We start from the raw sequence: 18,543 nt of genomic DNA on the forward strand, positions 1-18,543 counted from the left end.
GCAGTCCCTTGCCGGTTTCAAAGCTCGGCAATGTAATGCAATCGGCGTCTTTATGCCGGGGTTTGTCTCAGGGCCGGAACTGGCTCGGCGCCACGCCGCTCCAGCGGATGAAGGCATGGCGAAAGCTCGCGGTCTCGCTGAAGCCCAGGGCCTCGGCGATGCGGTAGATGGGCATCTGGTCTTCGCAGAGCATCTGCTTGGCCCGCTCGAAGCGCAGCTCGTCCAGCAGCTCCTGATAGCTGCAGCCCAGGTCGCGCAGGTGGCGGCGCAAGGTCCGGGCCGAGCAGTTCATCTGTTCCGCCAGCCCCTCCAGCCCCGGCGCGGCGTCCAGTTGCGCCGCCAGCAACTGGCGGATGCGCCCGAGCCAGGCCTGGCGTCCGGTGAACTCGGTGTTCTGCTTGCGGCAGCGCTCGGCCATGGCCTGGTGGGTGATGGCATCCGCCAGGGGCAGGGGGTGTTCGAGCCATTGCTGGTCGAAGGCGAAGGCGTTGCTGCGTGCGTTGAACTGCAGCGGGCAGTCGAAGGGCTCGCGGTAGCGCTGTTGATAGTCCGGCGCCGGGTAGTCGAAGCGCGCCCCCAGCAGCGGCAGCGGGTGGCCCAGCAAGTCGTCGCAGATGACCTTCAGCGACACCAGGCAGAACTCGGTATTGAACGCCGCCAGGGCCGGGCTTTCGCGGTAGCCGGCGGCGGTGAACCAGATGCGCGGGCCGTCGGCTTCCAGGCTCAGTTCGAAAAGTGTTCCCAACAGCGCCGGATAGCGCATGGCCAGGCGCAAAGCGTCACCTAAGGTGGCACTGGTGAGCAGGGCATAGCCGAGCATGCCGTAGGAGGAAACGTGCATGCGCCGGCCCAGTTCCAGGCCGATGTCCCGTTGCAGGGCCACGGCATTGGCGCACACCAGCATCTCTTGATTGGTGGTGATGCGGGTATCGGCGCGGCTCAGGTCGGCGGGGTTTATCCCGCTGCCGGCCAACAGGGCTTCACTGTCCTGGCCCTGTTCCTTGAAGGTGTTGAGCACCAGGGAAACGGCGTTGAGGGTGGTGAGGTGCGAGTGCAGCATGCGCAGATTCCAGCCAGGGGAGGACCCTTAACCGGAGCAAGTTGCATGCCGCCCGCGATCAGACCTGCGGTTTGCCGGCCCGCTGCACGGGGCATTGCGAGCGTTGTGTGGCTAGTGACTTGGCGCTTTGATTGGTGCAACCTGCCTGCCATTCATCGCCTGAAGTGGCGGTGCAGCAACCTCGATAAAGGACTATGTATGACCCTCATCCCTGCGCGTTCCCTGCTTCTGGTCTCCGGCTTGCTCCTGAGTTCGTTGTGCCTGGCCGAGGCTGAGCCAGGCAGCGAAAGCACCATCAAGGACTCTGCCAAGTCAGCCGTCTCATCAGCCATTTCGGCAGGCAAGAACCTCTTGGGCGGCGTCAGCGAAGGTGTGCTCGATGGTCGCCAATCGGCGCAAGGCGTCGACGGTGCCTCGATCATTTCCTCCCGTGAGCAAATGAAAGGCCGCGTCGATGTTCAGGTGTTGAAGACCGAAGCCGTCGGCGACAGCTTCAACGTTACCCTGGGCTTCAAGAACAGCAGCGACAGCCAGTTGCGACTGATCAACCTCAAGCAGACCGGCGCCCTGCTGGCGATCGACCAGGACGGTTACGCCAACAATCTGACTGTCAGCCTCGACAACCCGGACGAAGTCACCATCCCGGCCAAGGCGGCAGTGCGGCAGAAGTTCGTGTTTGAAGGGCCGATCGAGAGCTCGAGTTCGGTGCGGGTCTGGGGCCAGGATTACTCGGTCAAAAAGTAACCTGACAGCCACCCTCTGCTCGTCGTCGAGCCGGCAGCTACCGCAGTAGCCACCGGCTCCCGAGCGCGAGCTTCAGCTCAACTCGCCACACAGATCGAGTTCGACCAGGCGCCGCACTTCGGCGCTTTCCAGCCCGGCACCGAGCAGCGCATTGAGCTTGCCGAACGCCGCTTCGCGAGTCATGCCGCCACCGGACAGCACGCCCACGCCGCGCAGGCGGCTGCCGGCTTCGTAGATGTCCAGCTCCACACCGCCTTCATGGCACTGGGTCACCGCCACCACCACGATGCCTTGCTCCTGTGCGCGCTTGAGACTGGCCAGGAACGCCGGGTTGTCGCTAGGCCCGGTGCCGCTGCCGAAGCATTCCAGCACCAGGGCCTGGATGCCGCTGTCGAGCACGCCGTCCAGCAGCTCGGCGCCGATGCCGGGAAACAGCGGCAACACGCCGACCTTGGCCAGTTGCTTGGCCTGGCGGTAGTCCAGCGCCGACGGAATCGCTTCGGCCTTGGCGCCGCCGCCATTGCGTTGCAGGGCGGCGAACGGGTGACGGCCGAAACTGCGGATTTTCGCGCAGCGGGTCGGCGCCAGCAGCTCGCCGTGGAAGTACAGGTGCACCCCCGGTGCCAGGCCCTGGCCCAGGGCCAACAGGGCGCCACTGAGGTTTTCCCAGGCGTCGCTGTCGGGCACGCCGGCCGGCAGCATCGAGCCGGTGAACACCACGGGCGCCGGCAGGCCCAGCAACTGGAAGCTCATGGCGGCGGCGCTGTAGGCCAGGGTGTCGGTGCCGTGCAGGATCAGCACGCTGTCGCAGCCTTGGTCCACGGCCTCGACCACCGCTGCACGCAGGCGCTGCCAGTAGTCGGGGGTCATGTTGGCGCTGTCGATCAGCGGCGCCATCTCGCGAAAGCGCCAGGCCGGCACCACCAGTTCGGGCTGGCTGTCGAGGTAGGCGCGCATGCGCACGTCGAAACCGGACGCCGGGGCCAGGCCGTCGGCGCTGGCCTGCATGCCGATGGTGCCACCGGTATAGAGCACCATGACGTGCTGGGCGACAGGGTAGGTCGAAGGGTTCATGGGATTCTCCGAAACGGTGAGTTCCTGTGGGAGCGGGCAAGCCCGCTCGCACATTTATCGAACTGTAACCGACGGGTGCAGAGGATGCCCCCGTCGTTCACCCGTCAGCGTTGCGCTGCGGGTACGCCTTGCGGCTCGGCCTGGGTGGCGGCCGAAGGTTCGGCAGGCCAGGCCTTCAGGTCCAGGTCCAGATCGGCGAACTTGCGCGAGTCGAACACCGGCTGGTCGACGCCGGCGCGGCGCTGCTCGTCGTAGTCGCGCATCACCCGCAGGCCGACCTTGAACAGCATGGCCAGGGCCACCAGGTTGACGAAGGCCAGGCAGGTCATGGTGATATCGGCGAAGGCGAACACGGTCGAAAGGTCCTGCATCGAACCCCAGACCACCAGCGCCAGCACCAGGCCGCGGAACAGCATCAGCACGGCGCGGTTGCGGCTGAGGAACTGCAGGCTGTTCTCGCCCAGGTAGTAGTTGTAGAGGATGCAGGTGAAGACGAACAGCGACAGCGCGACGCTGACGAACAGGCGGCCCCAGTCACCGACCACGGCGGCCAGCGAGTTCTGGGTCAGGACGATGCCATCGCCTTCGAAGCCAGGAGTGTAGAAGCCCGACAGCAGGATCAGCAGCGCGGTGCAGGTGCAGATCACGAAGGTGTCGAGGAACACGCTGAAGGCCTGGACCACGCCCTGGGCGCCCGGGTGCTTCACGGCGGCCACGGCGGCGACGTTCGGCGCACTGCCCAGGCCCGCTTCGTTGGCGAACACGCCACGCTTCACGCCCATGACGATGGCGCTGCCCAGCAGGCCGCCGAAGGCCGGATCGAGGCCGAAGGCGCTCTTGATGATGGTTTCCAGCATGGCCGGCACGTGTTCGATCTGGGTGCCGATCACGTACAGGGTCACGGCGATGTAGGCCAGGGTCTTGATCGGAACCAGCAGGTCGGACACCGCGGCGATGCGCTTGATGCCGCCGATGAAGGTGATGGCCAGCAGCACCGCCAGGACGATGCCGGTGTGGCGTGGGTCAAAGGCAAAGGCGTCCTGCAGCGAGTGCGTCACGGTGTAGGACTGCAGGCCGATGAAGGCGAAGCCGTAGGTGACCAGCAGCAGGATGGAGAACACCACCGCCATGCCCTTGAGCTTCAGGCCGTGCTGGATGTAGTAGGCCGGGCCGCCGCGGTACAGGCCGTCGCCGTCGGCGCGCTTGTAGACCTGGGCCAGGGTGCACTCGAAGAAGCTGCTGGACATGCCGACCAGTGCGGTCACCCACATCCAGAACACCGCGCCAGGGCCGCCCAGGGTCACGGCGATGCCGACGCCGGCGATGTTGCCCGCGCCCACCCGGCCAGCAAGGCTGAGCATCAGCGCCTGGAACGAGCTGAGCTGGCCGCCGCTGCTTTTCAGGCTGTCGCGGAACACCGCGAACATATGGAGGAAGTGGCGCAATTGAACGAAACGCGAGCGGATCGTGAAGTAGCTGCCGAGCCCGACAATGAGCACGATCAGCACTTTCCCTGAGAGGAAGTCGTTGATGACTTCGAGCATGGATTATTCCTCGCTGTTTTTTGTGTAGGCAAAAGCAGAACGGACGGAAACATTCAGTTACACCGCTGATTGCACGCACGGCAATGCGGTGGGGCGAGCGTTCGTCCCGGTTCTATATTTCGCGGGTTGTTATTAGTTCGGGTTTCCCGTGGGGTTGAGCCTCGTTACCGACGGCTGTCCACGTGAAGAGGGGGCGCACTATACCGGTGCGCGGGCTCGCCGTCTGCATGTTGCGTGTCGAGCCGAGGAACGGCAGTGCCGACGGTGGGCTGAAACGGTTCTTGTCCTGCCCGGAAAATCCCGCGAACAGAGGCTCCAAGGGGCCCACATCATCCCCGCGATACCGTTGCCAACCGTAGGAGCTGGCTGGCCAGCGAAGGGGCCCGTTTGAGCGGTGTCCGTCTTGAAGCCCTGTTCGCCGGCAAGCCGGCTCCTGCGACGGGATCAGAAGTAGTAGCCGATGTTGATGTTGGTCCGGTAATACCACTGGTTGCTGCCGCTGGAGGTGGTGCTGGTGAAGCCGCTGCCATTCTCCGCGCCGCCATAGGGGTTGGCGTTCCTGGCCCAGGTCAGGTCCAGCCAGGCCATCACCGGTAGTGCCAGGAACTGCGCGCCAATGGTGTACATCTGCGAGTCGTCCCAACTCCTTTTGTCTTTGCGCATGCGGCTGTAGTCGTTGTACAGCTTGATGCGCTTGAGTTGCCCAAGCCCGGGAGTGTCGATGTCGTACCCCAGGTTCAGCGAGGCCACGCTGGCCCGGGAGGCGATCAGGTAGGCCGGGGTCAGGCCGTTGCCGCCCATCAGCACCGAATCTTTGCTGACGCCACCGGGGTTCTTTGGATCGAATTGGTAGCGAATGGCCTGGCTGGTCAGGGTCCAGGGGCCATGATTGATCACCGCGTGCAGCCCCGCCGCCCAGTAGTCGCCGTTGTCCCGGGTGCTGGCGTTGTACAGCTGGGCCGTGGCCAGGGAGGCGCCCAGCTCGGTTTTCCAGTCGTCGAGGTTGAAGGTCCGAGCGACCCGGGCATTGAGCTGGTTGCGTTTTTCATCGTCCTGGCGCGACTGCACAGCGGCGATTGCGTTGTCGTTCAAGTCGGCTTAGCGGCCGACTTCCGGCGAGTAGCGGATGCCGCTGGGCAGCATCCGCGGGAAGTAGGCCAGTTGCACATCCCAGTCCGTGTCCTTGTGGCTGTACTTCAAGCCACTGCCGGCGCTGGAGCCGTAGCCGAGAAAAAACGGGATGTGATAGCTCCAGCCAAATTGCGGGTAGGGCTCCAGGCCAAAGGGTTTGAAGGGCGCTCCCAGTTGCAGGGTCGATTGACTGTTCAGCCGATAGCCGACGAAGCCCCGGTCGATGGCGCGCTTGCCGTCATCCTGGAACCAGTAGCCCAGGTCGCCGTAGAGGTTCTGGTAGCGGGCCTGGACGTCCAGGCGAAAGGTGTCGAACAGCAGGCGACCGTTGTTTTCCGTGGTTTGCCAATGCTCGTCGCGATAATTCAGGCGCAAGGCGCCGCCGATGTCCAGGCTGCTGTCGCCGTCCGTGCTGCGCCAGGAAACATGCGGGAAAGGCTTGTTGGCGGCGTTGGCGCGCACCGGTTCGGAAGGCACCGGTTCAACGGCGAAACCGGCGCAACTGATCACTAGCAGGGTGGCACCCAGGGCGTGACGCTTCATCTTGATCTCCTCCTTATGAAGTGAGGAGGGCAAGAGCAGAAACCATGCCAGTCGCCACGCTACTTGCTTATGGAAAAATACTTTCAAATCAATGATTTATATGGGAAACAAGGCTCCCTTGTACAACCCTTGGAACAGCAGGTTACAGAGGTTACAGGGGGCCTTGTCCGGTGCGTCTTTATTGCACCTTGGGGGTATTGGGCGGGCGGGGTGTTTTATGGGTGAACCGCGGGACGCAGCCCCATGGCGCGGGCTTGTTGGCGAAAAAACGGGTTGAAAAAGGCTGAGGCCGATCAGTTAGGCACAAGCACTGTACGGGTGGCGAGGGAGCTTGCTCCCGCTGGGCCGGGCTGGCGTACCAGCGCGCAGCGACCCCAAAAATGGGACTGCTACACCCCGGAGCGCCGGCCGGTCCCACGGGAGCAAGCTCCCTCGCCACAGGTTTTTTTAGCCGGGCAGATTACAGATCCAGCACCAGGCGCTGGCTCTTGCAGCCCGAGACACAGACCATCATCGAACGGTTGGCCGCCCGTTCGGCCTTGCTCAGGACGCCGTCGCGGTGGTCGATTTCGCCTTCCAGGACCCGGGTTTCGCAGGAGCCGCACACCCCTTCGCGGCAGCTGTGGTCGATGGCGCAACCGGCCTCCAGCAGCACGTCCAGCAAGCTCTGGGTCGGCTCCACCGCCAGGCTCCGCCCGGACTTTTTAAGTTCCACGCTGTAGTGGCTCTGGGCGTCGGCGCTGGCAGCGATTTCGCCGGCGCTGAAGCGCTCGACATGGCTGTGAACGTAGCCCAGGCGTTCACAGGTGCTTTCAAAGGCATCGAGCATTGGCGTCGGGCCACAGCAATAGAAGTGGGTGTCGCCGGGGTAGCCGGTCAGGTAGTCCCCCAGATCTGGTGGCAGGCCCTGCTCGTCGTTGAAGTGGTAACGCACCGGGGCCCCGAGGCTGTCGAGGCTGGCCACCAGCGCCGCTTCCTGGCGCGAGCGGGCGCAGTAGATCAGCTCGGCGGATTTTCCCAGGGCCAGCAGCTGGAGGAACATGCAGTAGATCGGCGTGATGCCGATGCCGCCGGCCACCAGCACGCTGTGCTCGGCACCCAGATCGAGAGCGAAGTTATTGCGTGGCGCCGAGATCGACAACGCCATGCCGACCCGCAACTGGCTGTGGATGTATTCCGAGCCGCCGCGGCTGTTGCGGTCGCGCAGGATGCCCAGGCGGTAATGCCCGGGATCGCCCGGGGCGTTGAGCAGCGAGTAGCTGCGCACCAGGCCGTTGGCCAGGTGCAGGTCGATATGGGCGCCGGCCTCGAAGGCCGGGAACCGGGTGTCGCCCAAGGGCCGCAGCTCGACGCTGATGATGCCCTCGGCTTCATAGTGCAGGCTTTGCACCCGGGCGGTGAGGAGCGGGGATGTGCACATCATTCACCTCTTTCAAGACAGCGCGGCAGGGATCGGGCTCGATCCCCGCCGGTCGGGTTCACGCCAGTTGCCTGGCGTCGATCAGTTCCAGCTGGGCCTTGGCGGCGTTCTTCAGGTAACGCCGCAGGCGCACCACTCCGAGGTCGTGCTGGTAGAGGTTTTCCCGCTGGTTGGCGTCGGCCTCCATGAATTCGAGCAGCACCCGGTCCTGCTCCAGCACCGCCCAGTGGCGCGCCTCCAGGCGGTTCTTGTAGAGGAAGCGCCAGGTGTCGCGCTGCCAGCCGGTGAGCGGGCGGCAGCGCCAGTGGAACACCGCCGCCAGGGCGCGACTGCTGGGGGTGTAGCTGCCGATGATGGTGAAGTTTCCCCCCGGGCCGCCGGTTTTCGGGTAGGGAATTTCCAGGCGCAGCCAGTGGCAGCCGTTGTCGAGGAACTCGGTCCAGTCGAAGTTGACCCCGCGCTGGCCTTCCTTCTCGAAGACGAAGCCCTGCTCGGTGTCGCGGGTGACGAAGCACGCGGTGGCTTCGCCTTCGCTCATGGAGTGGGACATTTTGTGCAGGTAGGTGCCGTGCATCGGGTCCATGACGTTGTCCAGCACATAGCGGTAGTCGCCCTGCCACTCGGTGTAGCAGAGGAAGTGGCTCCATTCGGGGTCGGTCAGTTGCTCCGGCAGCACCAGCTCCGGCGCCTGGTCCAGGTGCGGGTCGCTGGCGTTGAACAGGAAGATCGCCCCGGCCGCCTCGCGGGCATGGAACATCCGCGTCGGCCGGCTGCCTTCAAGCTTGCACCCGGGGCTGCCGGGCACCTTGAGCACGGTGCCGTCGCAGCGCACTTCGATGCCGTGATAAGGGCATTGCAGGCGATCGCCCAGCACCGGGCCCTGGGACAGCGGCGCGCCACGGTGCGGGCAGTGGTCTTCCAGGGCATGGACGCGGCCATCGTTGTCGCGCCACAGGGCGATCTTGTAGCCCAGGCGGCGGATGGACACGGGCTTGTCCCCCAGATGCTCCGACGGCAGTACCGGGAACCACAGGTCTTTCAGGCCATTGGCCAGGTGTTGCTCAACAGGATCGACGGTCAGTTGCAGGTTCATTTCTTATTGTCCTCCGACGGGTCATTCGCCCAATCGAGCCATGAGGGTTTTGTAGGCATCCGCCGTCCACTGGCCCTCGGTCAGCGGGCAGGGCGGGCCGGCCCGGTCAAGGTGTTCAAGCAGCGCCGGCAGTTCGCTGATGCCATTGCCAAAGGCGCGTTCGATGGCGTCTCCCAGCAGGTCCTCGAAGGGCGTGCTGGGACGTTTGCGAGCCTGATGCGGCTCCAGGTAAGGGGCGCGGGCGGTCATGTCATGGATCTCCTTTTCGGCTTCTGCTCAGGCTTTGGGTTTGTCGGTGAGGAATTTGCCCTGGGGCGCCTCGACGTGTTGCTGGCGGCGGGTGTGGCCGTCGATGCCACCGGCAATCGCCCATTCGGCAAACACCGTGGGGCCGGGCTCGAAGCTGCGGGGCTGCCATTGCCCGGTCAGTTGGTCTTCATCGGCGTAATACTCCACCAGGGCCCCGGCGGGGTTCTTGAAGTACCAGAAGAACGCCGACGACACCGGGTGCCGGCCCGGGCCGATTTCCGTGCTCCAGCCGCAACGGGAAATGTGCATGCCGCCGCCAAACACCTCGTGCACATCGCGCACGGTGAAGGCCACATGGTTGAGCCCGGCCCGAGGCGTCGGCAGTTGCAGCATGAACAGGTCGTGATGGCCGCCTTCCTCGGCGCTGCGCAAAAAGGCCCCACGATCCGGGTAACGGTCCGAGGCCTGGAAGTCGAAACGCTCGCTGTAGAAGGCTTCGCAGGCGTTCACGTCCTTGACGAAAAACACCACGTGGCCGACCTCGATCGGTGTGGCGCGTTCGTAGATCGGTGCTGGCTTGTTGATCCGGCCCTTGGTCTGCCAGGTGTTGTGGCCGCTGCACTCGATGTCCAGGGCGCGCTTGCGGGTCACCTGCAAGCGGATGGCCAGGCCGTTGGGGTCGGTGCAGCCGATGCGCCCGTCGCTTTCGACGAAACCCGGGTCGGCGGCGATGCGCTGGCGGTACAGCGCTAGGTCGGCGGCGTTTTCCACGCCCCAGACCACTTCGCGCACCGTGGAGCCGGCTTCGATCGCCGGCGGCAGGCCGGGCCGGTTCAGGTCCGCCAGCACCACGCGACAGCCGTTGAGGGTTTCGAAGACCACCTCATCCTCCCGGGCGCTGACCTGCTGCAGGCCCCAGTCGCGGAAAAACCGCACGCAGGTGTCGAGGTCCTCGACGCCGTAAGTGACTTCATCAATGCCCAGAACACTCATTGCGCTACCTCGTTGCCCAGACCGGCCCAGGCCAGTGGTTGTGGGTTCATGCCCCAGTAGAGGCTCTTCTGTTCCATGTACTGCAGGATTCCCAGGCGGCCCTTTTCCCGGCCCAGGCCGCTGTCGCGCCAGCCGCCGAAGGGGGTGGAAATCGAAAACTGCTTGTAGGTGTTGATCCACACCGTGCCGGCCTGGAGCTTGCGGCCCAGGGCCCAGGCGCGCTTGTAGTCGCGGCTCCAGATCCCGGCGGCGAGGGCATACAGGCTGTCGTTGGCCTGCTCCAGCAACTGCGCTTCGTCCTCGAAGGGCAGGGCCACCAGCACCGGGCCGAAGATCTCCTCCTGGCACACCTGCTGCCGGTTGTGCAGGCCTTCGAGGATGGTCGGCGGGTAGTAGAAGCCACGCTCGTAGGCCGCTCCCGCCAAGGGTTCGCCGCCCAGGCGCAGGCGGCCGCCGGCGGCCAGGCCCAGGGCCACATAGCGCTCTACCGACTCACGGTGCTCGGCGCTGATCAGCGGTCCCATCTGGGTGCGCTCGTGCGCCGGGTCGCCGACCCGCAGCCGGCTCGCCGCGTCCACCAGTCTGTCCATGAACGGCTGGTACAGGCGCTGGGCGACAAACAGCCGCGACCCGGCGATACAGGCCTCGCCCGAGGAACTGAAGATGCCGTACAACACCCCGGCCACGGCGTGGTCGAGGTCGGCGTCGTCGAGCACGATGGTCGGCGACTTGCCCCCCAGCTCCAGGGACACCGGCATCATCTTGTCGGCGGCGATGTGGGCGATGTGCTTGCCAGTGCGTGTGCCACCGGTGAACGAGACCTTTTTTACCAGGGGATGGCGGGTCAGGGCGTCCCCCAGCAGCGAGCCCTTGCCCGGCAGGACGCTGACCAGCCCCTTGGGCAACCCGGCGTCGTCACAGATGCGCGCCAGTTGCAGGGCCAGCAGCGGGGTGATTTCCGCCGGCTTGATCACCACCGCGTTGCCAGCGGCCAGGGCCGGCGCCAGCTTCTGCGCCTCACTGGCGATGGGCGAGTTCCAAGGGGTGATCGCGGCGATCACGCCCATGGGTTCGTAGACGCTCATGCTGACGAAATCCCCTCGGGACGGGGTGATGGTCTCTTCCAGGGTTTCGCAGGCGGCGGCGAAGAACTGAAAGGTCGCGGCCGCGCTGGCCACCAGGGCCCGGGTTTCATTGATCGGCTTGCCGTTGTCCTGGCGTTGCAACTGCGCCAGATCCTCGCCGCGCTCGCGGATCAGCCCGGCGATGCGATACAGCACCGCCGCCCGTTCATGGGGCTTGCGCTGGGCCCAGCCGCTGTGCAGAAACGCCTGATGGGCGCCTTGCACCGCCTCCTCGACATCCTGCAGATCGGCGGCATTGAGCCACGCCACCGCCTCGTTGGTGGCGGGATAGCGGCTGGCATACCGGGCCCCCCGGCCCAGGCGCCAATCACCGGCAACACAAATCGGTAACGACTGTTCAACACTCATAAAAACCTCAGCTTCAGTGGCAAGCCGCAAGCTGCAAGTGACGGCAAGCGCGCTGTTCACGCCTTGACTTGCCGCTTGCCGCTCACTCCTTGCCGCTGCTCCTCAGATGGATAGGCCGTGAGCGTGGTTGCCCAGGGCCCGGATCACGCTGTACACGGTCAGCGCCGACGTTTTCGGATTGGCCGCCAGCGGCTTGCCTCGCAGGCTCAGTTCGAAACCGCCAAAGGCGCCCCGGGCCTGGAACTGATGGACGTTCTCGTCACTGTGCGGGTCGGCGATCAGCGTCACCCGGGTGCGGTCCAGGCCGATCCCGGCCAGGGACAAGGTGGCGGCGACGTTGGCGTTCTTCGGGTACAGCCGCGCCGCTTCCCGGGCGCTGCCCTGGAAAATCACCGTCGCTTCGCTGATGCGCTCCAGGTCGCAGGCCTGTTCGCCAGGGGTGTTTTTCCAGGCCCGGGCCGGTTTGCGGCCGGTGTAGTCCACCGAGTCCAGGCCGCCGACCTTGGCCGCCGACAGCGCGTCGATGCCGCCGATGGCCCCCGGCAGCAGCTCGATGCGGGTACGACCGTGCTCGGCCGCGGCTTCCAGGCGCTCCACCAGGCCCGGCTGCGAGAGCGCGCCCACCGAGACGATCAGGCAGGCGATGCCTCGCTCCAGCGCGGGCAGCACATGTTCCTCAAGGGCCTGGTGGCCGGCGCACTCCAGCAGCAGGTCGGGCCGGGCCTCGGCCGGCAGGGCGGTGAGCACCTGGGGCGGATGCTGCAAGCGGGCCAGGCGCTGGCGGGCGGCGGCTTCGGAGCCGGGCGAAACGATCACTCGGTCCACCCGCAGTTGCCGGTCCTGTTCCAGCAGTTCCAGTACGCCGAGGCCAATGGCCCCGCAGCCGATCATGGTGATGTGCAACATGGCGCATTCCTCAGGCATTGGCTTTCTGGGCTTGGGTTTCGCTGTTGGGCGGCCCGGCGAACGCGGTGGCGAAGTTGCCGACGCTGAGCATGTCCACCTCCAGCAGGAAGGGGCCGGGCTCGCGCTGGGCACGGTCCAGCAGGCCGCCGAAATCCTTGAGGTCGCGGACCCGGCCGTGGCGCAGGCCAATGGATTCGGCGAGCTTGCTGTAGTCCGGTGTGTGCAGGTCGACGTAGCAGTGACGGCTGCCGTAGACCGCGTCCTGGATGTTGCGGATGACCCCGTAGCGCTGGTCGTTCATCAGCAGGATCACCAGGTTGACGCGCTCCTGGACCAGGGTCGCCAGCTCACCCAGGTTGAGGATGAAACCGCCGTCGCCGGCCAGGGCAAAGACCTTGCGCTGTGGCGCATTGACCGCTGCGGCAATGGCGGCGCCGATGCCCATGGCCAGGCCCTGGCCGATACCGCCGCCCAGGGCGTGGATGCCGCAGCGCGGGTGATAGAGGGTCAGCAGGCGGTTGCCCCAGAGGCTGTTGGACAGGGTCACGTCGCGCACCCAGGTGAAGTCGCGGCCAGTGTGGGTCTGCAACTGCTCGACCATGGCCGAGTAGGGCCCCAGGTCCGCCAGCAACTGCTGGCGCGAGGCGGCGCGCACCGCCTTGAGTTCGGCGAGGAACTCCGGGTTGCCGTGCAAACGGCCTTCGAGGCGGTCGGCCAGGCCTTCGAGGGCCAGGGCGGCATCGCCACAGACAAACCGCTCGCTGGGGTAGCTGCGCCCTTCGATGGCCGGGTTGGCGTCGATGCGTAGGGTGTTGTGGGGCAGCTTCAGGCTGTACTTGAAGGTTTCGTTGCTGCGCAGGCGCGAGCCGGCGATCAACAGCGCGTCGCAGCTTTGCAGGAACTGCTCGACCTGCTTGTTCTGCGAGAAAGCGCCGAGGCAGCGTTCATCGTCCTCGTTGACCACGCCCCGGCCCTGGGTCGAGGTGATGATCCCCAGCCCCAGGTCCATCAAGCGCTTGACCTGAGGCCCGGCGTGCCGCGCCCCGCCGCCCAGCCAGAGCAGCGGCCGATGGGCTTGCGCCAGGCGTTCGGCCAGTTGGTCCAGGGCCTCGGCGGCGGGCACCGCCACGGCCACTGGCAAGGGCGAGAGGTCCGTGGGCATGGGGATCAGGGTCGACTGGATGTCGATGGGAATCTCCACGCTCACCGGCCCGGTGGGCGCGGTCAGGGCGGTCTGCACCGCCAGCTTCAGGGTGCTCAGGGCGGTTTCCACGCTGCGCACCCGGAAGGCCGCCTTGGATACCGCCTTGAGCATGCTCAGCTGGTCCCGGGCTTCGTGGATATAGGCCAGTTCCTGGTCCAGGTAGGGGGTTTCGATCTGCCCGGTCAGGTGCAGCAAGGGCGTGCCGGCGGTCAAGGCTTCCACCAGGGCGCCGGCGGCATTGCCGGCCGCGGTGCCGGTGGAGGTCAGGCACACCCCCAGGCCGCCGCTGGCCCGGGCATAGGCGTCGGCCATGTTGGCCGCCCCGGCTTCGCCCCGGGCCATGACGAAGCGGATGTTGCCGCGCACCGCGAAGGCATCGAGGATCGGCATGTTGTGGATCGAGATCACGCCAAAGGCGGCCTTGACGTCGCATTGTTCGAGAAAAGCGGTGATGACCGCTCCGACGGTGACCATTGGTTCGTTACGCATGGCGGCAGAGGCCTCCGGAAACATCGATATGGCTGCCTGTGGTGTAAGCGCTTAGAGGCGAGGCCAGGAACAGGATGGCTTGGGCTGCCTCGATCGGCAGGCCCAGGCGTCCCAGGGGAATCTGTTTGCGCTGGGCCAGTTGGGCGGTCCATTGCGTCCAGTCGAGGTGGCGTTCTTCCCGGGCTTCGAAGCGCCGGCGCCATTGCCCGGACTCCACCAGGCCCACGAGGATGCCGTTGACCCGGATGCCATCGGCGGCGAACTCGCTGGCCAATGAGCGCACCAGGTTCAGCACCCCGGCGCGGGCCGCGGACGTGGCCACCATGTGCGGTTCCGGCTGGCGCGCCAGCAGCGAGTTGACGCAAACGATTGCCGCCTCGGGCTGGCCGTCGAGCTGGGGCTTGAAGGCTTGCACCGGGTTGATCACCGAGAAGAACTTGAGGTTCAGCTCTTCGCTCCAGGCCGCGGCGCTGGTGTCGGCAAAGGTCGACACCCGGCCTTGCCCGGCGTTGTTGACCAGCACGCTGGCCGGGCCCAGGGCCTTCAGGCTGGCGCTGGCGAAGGCGCCCACGGCGTCGGCGTCGAGCACATCGCAAACCCGCGCCAGCAGCTGCGCCTCGGGGAAGCGTTCGCGCAGGCGCTGTTGCGTCGCCTCCAGGCGCTCTGGGTCGCGGCCACAGAAGGCCACCTTGGCGCCCGCCTGCAGCAGCAGTTCGACGCAGGCCAGGCCGATGCCCGACGAGCCGCCGGTGACGATGGCCGTGCGGCCTTGCAGTTGATAAGGGCTCATTTCAATCCCTCATCAAGGCGGTGACCCGCGGCTGCCCGTCATGGGCCGCGCTGTTGTAGTTGAGCAGGCGCGACAGCTCGTCGGCGCTGCGGCGTACCTGTAGCAGCAGTTCGTTGTAGTTGATGTGGCCGACCTGGGCGGTGGCGATGGTCACTCCCAAGGCGGCGACGATGCTGCCGCTCTGATCACGCACCGGGGCCGCCACCGTGGAAATGCTCGGCTCGAAGAAGCCTTCGCCGCTGACAAAGCCCCGCTGGCGGTCGGCCTGGACCATGTCGAACAGCGCCATCACGGTGTTTGGCGTGCTGGGGGAGTGCTGTTCCAGGTGTTCCTCCGGGTACAGCTCGCGCAGCTCGGCCAGGGACAAATCCCCCAGCAGCACCCGGCCGAGCACCGTGGCGTGGGCCGGCAGGCGGGTGCCGACGCTGACCGCGCTGGAGAACACCGAAGGTGGCGAAACCTTGGCCACGTAGACGATCGAGCGACCGTCGCGCACCACCAGGTTGCTCGGGTAGTTGAGGCGGTCGCACAGCCGCGCCAGCAGCGGCTGGCCCAGCTCGGTGAGCTCCAGCGACGCCAGGTATTCGAAGCCCAGGCGCAGCACCGACATGCCCAGGCGGTATTCATTGCCGCTGCGGGTGACGAAACCCATGGTTTCCAGGGTGGTCAGCAGACGGAAGATGGTCGAGCGCGGCAGGGCCAGGCGCCGGGCCAGCTCCGGGGCGGTGAGGGTGCGGTTGCTGCGGCTGAATTCGCACAGCAGCAACAGGCCCCGTTCCAGGCCTGGGACGATGTACTTGTCCTGAGGGTCCTTCAGCAGATCGGCGTCGTTCATAGGGGTCTACCTGTCAGGGATTCTTCGATGGCGCGGGCCAGCAGGCCCGCCACCACCAGCGGTTGTTCGACGGGGCTGGCGTGGCCCGCGTTGGCGATCAGGTTGAAGCGTGCGCCTAGTGCCTTGGCCAGGGTCAGGCAACCCTCGGCCGGGGTGATGCGGTCGGCTGCGCCGCAATGCACTTCGCAGGGCATGCCGGGTGGGCCATGGCGCAGCAGGTCGTCACCACACAACAGCTCGATGGCCTGGCGATACCCGGTGGGGTTCAGGCGGGCCATGTTCCAGCGCACCCAGGCCAGGGCCTGGGGCGTGGCGGTGGGCGAAAGCATCTGGGCGCTGCGCTGATCGGCTAGGCCGGCGATGCCCAGGCGCTCTAGCGTGTCCAGGCGTTGTTGGCGCACCTGCCGGCCCTGTTCGGCCAGCGCTGGCGCGCCGTAGCCCTGGGCCGGGCTGATCAGCAGCAAGCGGCTGACCCGCCGGGCCTGGGCGCTGCGGGCCAAGGCCAGGGCCGGCAACGCGCCCAGGGAGTGCCCCACCAGCACGCATTGCTCGATCTCCAGCGCGTCGAGCATCTGCAGCAGCCGGGCGGCGTAGTGCTCGGCCTTCGGCGCGGGGGATTCCAGCGGGCTGGAATCACCGTAGCCGGGCGCGTCCCAGGCAATGACCCGGGCCTTGGGCGCCAGGTGCTGTGCGACTTCCAGCCAGGAGGCCGCCCCGGAGCCGATGCCGTGCAGCAGCACCAGCGCCGGCCCCGCGCCGCCTTCACGCAGGGCCTGGAGGCCGCCGCTGGCCGTCACCAGGCGCTGGGGAAAGTCCCGGGCCAGCTGGGCTTGCAGGTCCGCCGTCGCTACCGGTTGAGAGAGGCCTGGGAACATGGCCTTACCCGCGCTTGATCGAGGCCAGAGGGTGCTCTGGCGGGTAAGTCGGGGTGATCGGCTTCTTCGCGCCGAGCATCACGCACATCAGCGCGTCTTCATCGCCGATGTTGATCTCCTCGCGGTACACCCCTGGCGGCACCGACACCAGGTCACGTTCGTTGAGGATGGTTTCAAAGCGCTCGCCGTCCTTTTCCAGCACCAGCTTGAGCCTGCCGCGCAGGACGAAGAACACTTCCTCTACATCGATGTGCAGGTGCGACGGGCCCTCATGGCCGGCGGGGATGACCATGGTGGAAAAGGTGAAGTGCTCGGCCGGGACGGTGTTGCTGTCGTTGCTGACCCCGGTGCCGCCGGTGCCGATGTAGCGCATCTGCGCGCGACGGTACTTGGGGTCGTAGTCGGCCTGGAACTTCAGCGCATCCCAGTCGTACTGGCGGGTTGCGTAGCGGGCGATGCGGGTGTTCATCCAGCTTTCCAGGCTGGCCCCGGCCGGGCGCTCCCAGCTTTTGGCTTGCGAGTTGGCGGATAGATCGGTCATGGCAGTCTCCATTCAGGGCATGACGAACCCGCCGTTGACCGGCAGGGTTTGTCCAGTGATGAAACGGGCAAGGTCGGACAGGGCGAACAGCACCGCGCCGCTGACGTCCTCGGGCAGTTGCGGGCGTTGCAGGGCGCGCTGTTCCAGGTACAGGCGATGGCGCGCCTCGGGCACATAGGCGGTGGCTTCCACCTGCACCAGGCCCGGGGCGATGGCGTTGACGGTGATCCCGTCGCCGCCCAGCTCCCGGGCCAGGCTGCGGGTCATGGCGATGATGGCGCCCTTGCTGGCGACGTAGGCCAACAGGTTCGGCGCGCCCCACAGCGGGGTGTCCGAGGCCAGGTTGACGATGGCCCCGCGGCCGCTGGCGCGCAGGGCCGGCAGGCAGCCCTTGGTCATCAGCCAGGTGCCGCGCACGTTGACCTGCATCACCTGATCCCAGGTGTCCAGGGTCAGTTGCTCGCAGCTCTTGCCCCCGGAATGGGTGATCGAGGCGTTGTTCACCAGGCCGTCGAGGCCGCCGAGCAGCTCCACGGCGGCGTTGATGCAGGTGTCGATGGCGTCGGGGTTCGCCAGGTCCAGGCTCAGGGCGCGGACATCCAGGCCCTGGTGGCGCAGGTCGATGGCCGCCTGTTGCACCCGCTGTTCCAGCACATCGGCAATCACTACCCGGGCTCCGGCGCGGGCAATGGCTTCGGCGAAGGCGTAGCCCAGACCACGGGCGCCACCGGTAATCAGGACCCGACGGTCCTGCAGCAGATCACTTGGGGCGTTCATCATTGGCTACTCAACATGGCTTTGGGCAGGTAGTGCAGGACGCGCTTTTCCGCCCAGACCACGGCGCCGTAGGCGATCACCCCGATCAGGGTCAGCATGACGATGGCGACGAACACCCCGGCGGTGTTGCCCTGGCCCTCGGCGTCCACCAGGAGGAAGCCCAGGCCCTGGTTGCCGCCCACCAGCTCGCCCACCGTGACCCCGATCACCGCCAGGGTCGAGGCGATGCGCAGGCCGGAGAACAGCGCGGCCATGGCCGAGGGAAACTCCACCAGGCGGAAGATCTGCCAGCGGCTGGCGCTCATGGTGCGCACCAGGTTGATCATGTCCGGGTCCACGGTGCGGATCGCCGACAGCACGTTGATCATCACCGGGAAGAACACGATCAGGATGGCGATCAGGATCTTCGGGTAGACGGTGTAGCCCAGCCACATCACGAACAGCGGGGCGAAGGCCACCTTCGGCGCGATCTGCAAGGCCAGGATGTAGGGCGAGAGCACGGCTTCGGCGGTGGGCGACAGGCCCAGGGACACACCGATGGTCAGCCCGAGGAAGGCGCCGAGGGCGAAGCCGACGATGATTTCCAGGGCGGTGACCAGGGTGTGCTGCCAGAGGTTGCCGCTTTGCCACATGACCAGGCTTTCCTGGGCCACGCGGCTGAGCCTGGGCATGACGAATTCGGGCATGCCCAGCAGGCTCGGGCCCCACTGCCAGAGCAGCAGGAACACCAGCAGCAGCGCGATGCTGCCGAGCACGGAGTGATTGAGGGTTTTCATCCGGGG

General features: G+C 66.3%; 17 protein-coding genes and 1 pseudogene. 1 reads left to right on the forward strand and 17 read right to left on the reverse strand.

What is annotated here, in order from left to right; all coding sequences use genetic code 11:
- Nucleotides 1-67: 67 nt before the first annotated feature.
- Nucleotides 68-1,060 (reverse strand): AraC family transcriptional regulator, encoded by a 993-nt coding sequence (locus tag ACMGG8_RS04160; protein WP_060841784.1) that lies wholly within the window; start codon nt 1,058-1,060, stop codon nt 68-70.
- A gap of 198 nt (nt 1,061-1,258) precedes the next feature.
- Here ACMGG8_RS04160 and ACMGG8_RS04165 point away from each other — a divergent pair, with 198 nt between their 5' ends.
- Complete coding sequence (locus ACMGG8_RS04165; RefSeq protein WP_041120452.1) at nt 1,259-1,804, forward strand: hypothetical protein; 546 nt, start codon at nt 1,259-1,261, stop codon at nt 1,802-1,804.
- A gap of 72 nt (nt 1,805-1,876) precedes the next feature.
- Here the strand turns inward: ACMGG8_RS04165 and ACMGG8_RS04170 are convergent, their stop codons facing one another.
- The 16 genes and pseudogenes from ACMGG8_RS04170 to ACMGG8_RS04245 form a co-directional block, all read right to left on the reverse strand.
- Nucleotides 1,877-2,878 carry an asparaginase gene (locus ACMGG8_RS04170; RefSeq protein WP_414159215.1) on the reverse strand — a complete coding sequence of 334 codons (1,002 nt, stop codon included), beginning with the start codon at nt 2,876-2,878 and terminating at the stop codon, nt 1,877-1,879.
- Nucleotides 2,879-2,982: 104 nt separating this feature from the next.
- Nucleotides 2,983-4,422 (reverse strand): alanine/glycine:cation symporter family protein, encoded by a 1,440-nt coding sequence (locus ACMGG8_RS04175; protein WP_060841781.1) that lies wholly within the window; start codon nt 4,420-4,422, stop codon nt 2,983-2,985.
- Between the two features lie 444 nt (nt 4,423-4,866).
- Nucleotides 4,867-6,096 (reverse strand): annotated as a pseudogene (locus ACMGG8_RS04180) (hypothetical protein).
- A gap of 460 nt (nt 6,097-6,556) precedes the next feature.
- Entirely contained in the window at nt 6,557-7,516 is a 960-nt protein-coding gene (locus ACMGG8_RS04185) for a PDR/VanB family oxidoreductase (protein WP_414159216.1), read from the reverse strand.
- Between the two features lie 58 nt (nt 7,517-7,574).
- Nucleotides 7,575-8,609 (reverse strand): Rieske 2Fe-2S domain-containing protein, encoded by a 1,035-nt coding sequence (locus tag ACMGG8_RS04190; protein ID WP_414159217.1) that lies wholly within the window; start codon nt 8,607-8,609, stop codon nt 7,575-7,577.
- 21 nt (nt 8,610-8,630) lie between these two features.
- Nucleotides 8,631-8,858, reverse strand: a complete 228-nt coding sequence (locus ACMGG8_RS04195) for a recombinase-like helix-turn-helix domain-containing protein (RefSeq protein WP_060845008.1) — start codon at nt 8,856-8,858, stop codon at nt 8,631-8,633.
- Nucleotides 8,859-8,885: 27 nt separating this feature from the next.
- Nucleotides 8,886-9,851: a VOC family protein gene (locus tag ACMGG8_RS04200; protein WP_414159218.1), complete on the reverse strand. Its 966-nt coding sequence runs from the start codon at nt 9,849-9,851 to the stop codon at nt 8,886-8,888.
- Nucleotides 9,848-11,344, reverse strand: a complete 1,497-nt coding sequence (locus tag ACMGG8_RS04205; protein WP_414159219.1) for an aldehyde dehydrogenase — start codon at nt 11,342-11,344, stop codon at nt 9,848-9,850. The genes ACMGG8_RS04200 and ACMGG8_RS04205 overlap by 4 nt, the downstream gene beginning before the upstream one ends.
- 102 nt (nt 11,345-11,446) lie before the next feature.
- On the reverse strand, nt 11,447-12,250 hold the full coding sequence (locus ACMGG8_RS04210; RefSeq protein ID WP_060845005.1) for an aspartate dehydrogenase: 804 nt from the start codon (nt 12,248-12,250) through the stop codon (nt 11,447-11,449).
- Nucleotides 12,251-12,260: 10 nt separating this feature from the next.
- Nucleotides 12,261-13,943, reverse strand: a complete 1,683-nt coding sequence (locus tag ACMGG8_RS04215; protein ID WP_060845193.1) for a thiamine pyrophosphate-binding protein — start codon at nt 13,941-13,943, stop codon at nt 12,261-12,263.
- Nucleotides 13,936-14,733 carry an SDR family oxidoreductase gene (locus ACMGG8_RS04220; protein WP_060845004.1) on the reverse strand — a complete coding sequence of 266 codons (798 nt, stop codon included), beginning with the start codon at nt 14,731-14,733 and terminating at the stop codon, nt 13,936-13,938. Before ACMGG8_RS04220 ends, ACMGG8_RS04215 begins: the two co-directional genes overlap by 8 nt.
- Before the next feature lies 1 nt (nt 14,734).
- The gene (locus ACMGG8_RS04225) at nt 14,735-15,568 is read right to left on the reverse strand and encodes an IclR family transcriptional regulator (RefSeq protein WP_060845003.1); all 834 of its coding nucleotides are present in this window, start codon (nt 15,566-15,568) and stop codon (nt 14,735-14,737) included.
- Nucleotides 15,565-16,443 (reverse strand): alpha/beta fold hydrolase, encoded by an 879-nt coding sequence (locus tag ACMGG8_RS04230; RefSeq protein ID WP_060845002.1) that lies wholly within the window; start codon nt 16,441-16,443, stop codon nt 15,565-15,567. The genes ACMGG8_RS04225 and ACMGG8_RS04230 overlap by 4 nt, the downstream gene beginning before the upstream one ends.
- A 4-nt stretch (nt 16,444-16,447) precedes the next feature.
- On the reverse strand, nt 16,448-16,984 hold the full coding sequence (locus ACMGG8_RS04235) for a cupin domain-containing protein (protein WP_060845001.1): 537 nt from the start codon (nt 16,982-16,984) through the stop codon (nt 16,448-16,450).
- Between the two features lie 12 nt (nt 16,985-16,996).
- On the reverse strand, nt 16,997-17,761 hold the full coding sequence (locus ACMGG8_RS04240) for an SDR family oxidoreductase (RefSeq protein ID WP_060845192.1): 765 nt from the start codon (nt 17,759-17,761) through the stop codon (nt 16,997-16,999).
- The gene (locus tag ACMGG8_RS04245; protein WP_060845000.1) at nt 17,761-18,537 is read right to left on the reverse strand and encodes an ABC transporter permease; all 777 of its coding nucleotides are present in this window, start codon (nt 18,535-18,537) and stop codon (nt 17,761-17,763) included. The genes ACMGG8_RS04240 and ACMGG8_RS04245 overlap by 1 nt, the downstream gene beginning before the upstream one ends.
- Nucleotides 18,538-18,543 lie beyond the last annotated feature (6 nt).

Source organism: Pseudomonas sp. BNK-45, assembly GCF_047456255.1.
GTDB lineage: Bacteria > Pseudomonadota > Gammaproteobacteria > Pseudomonadales > Pseudomonadaceae > Aquipseudomonas.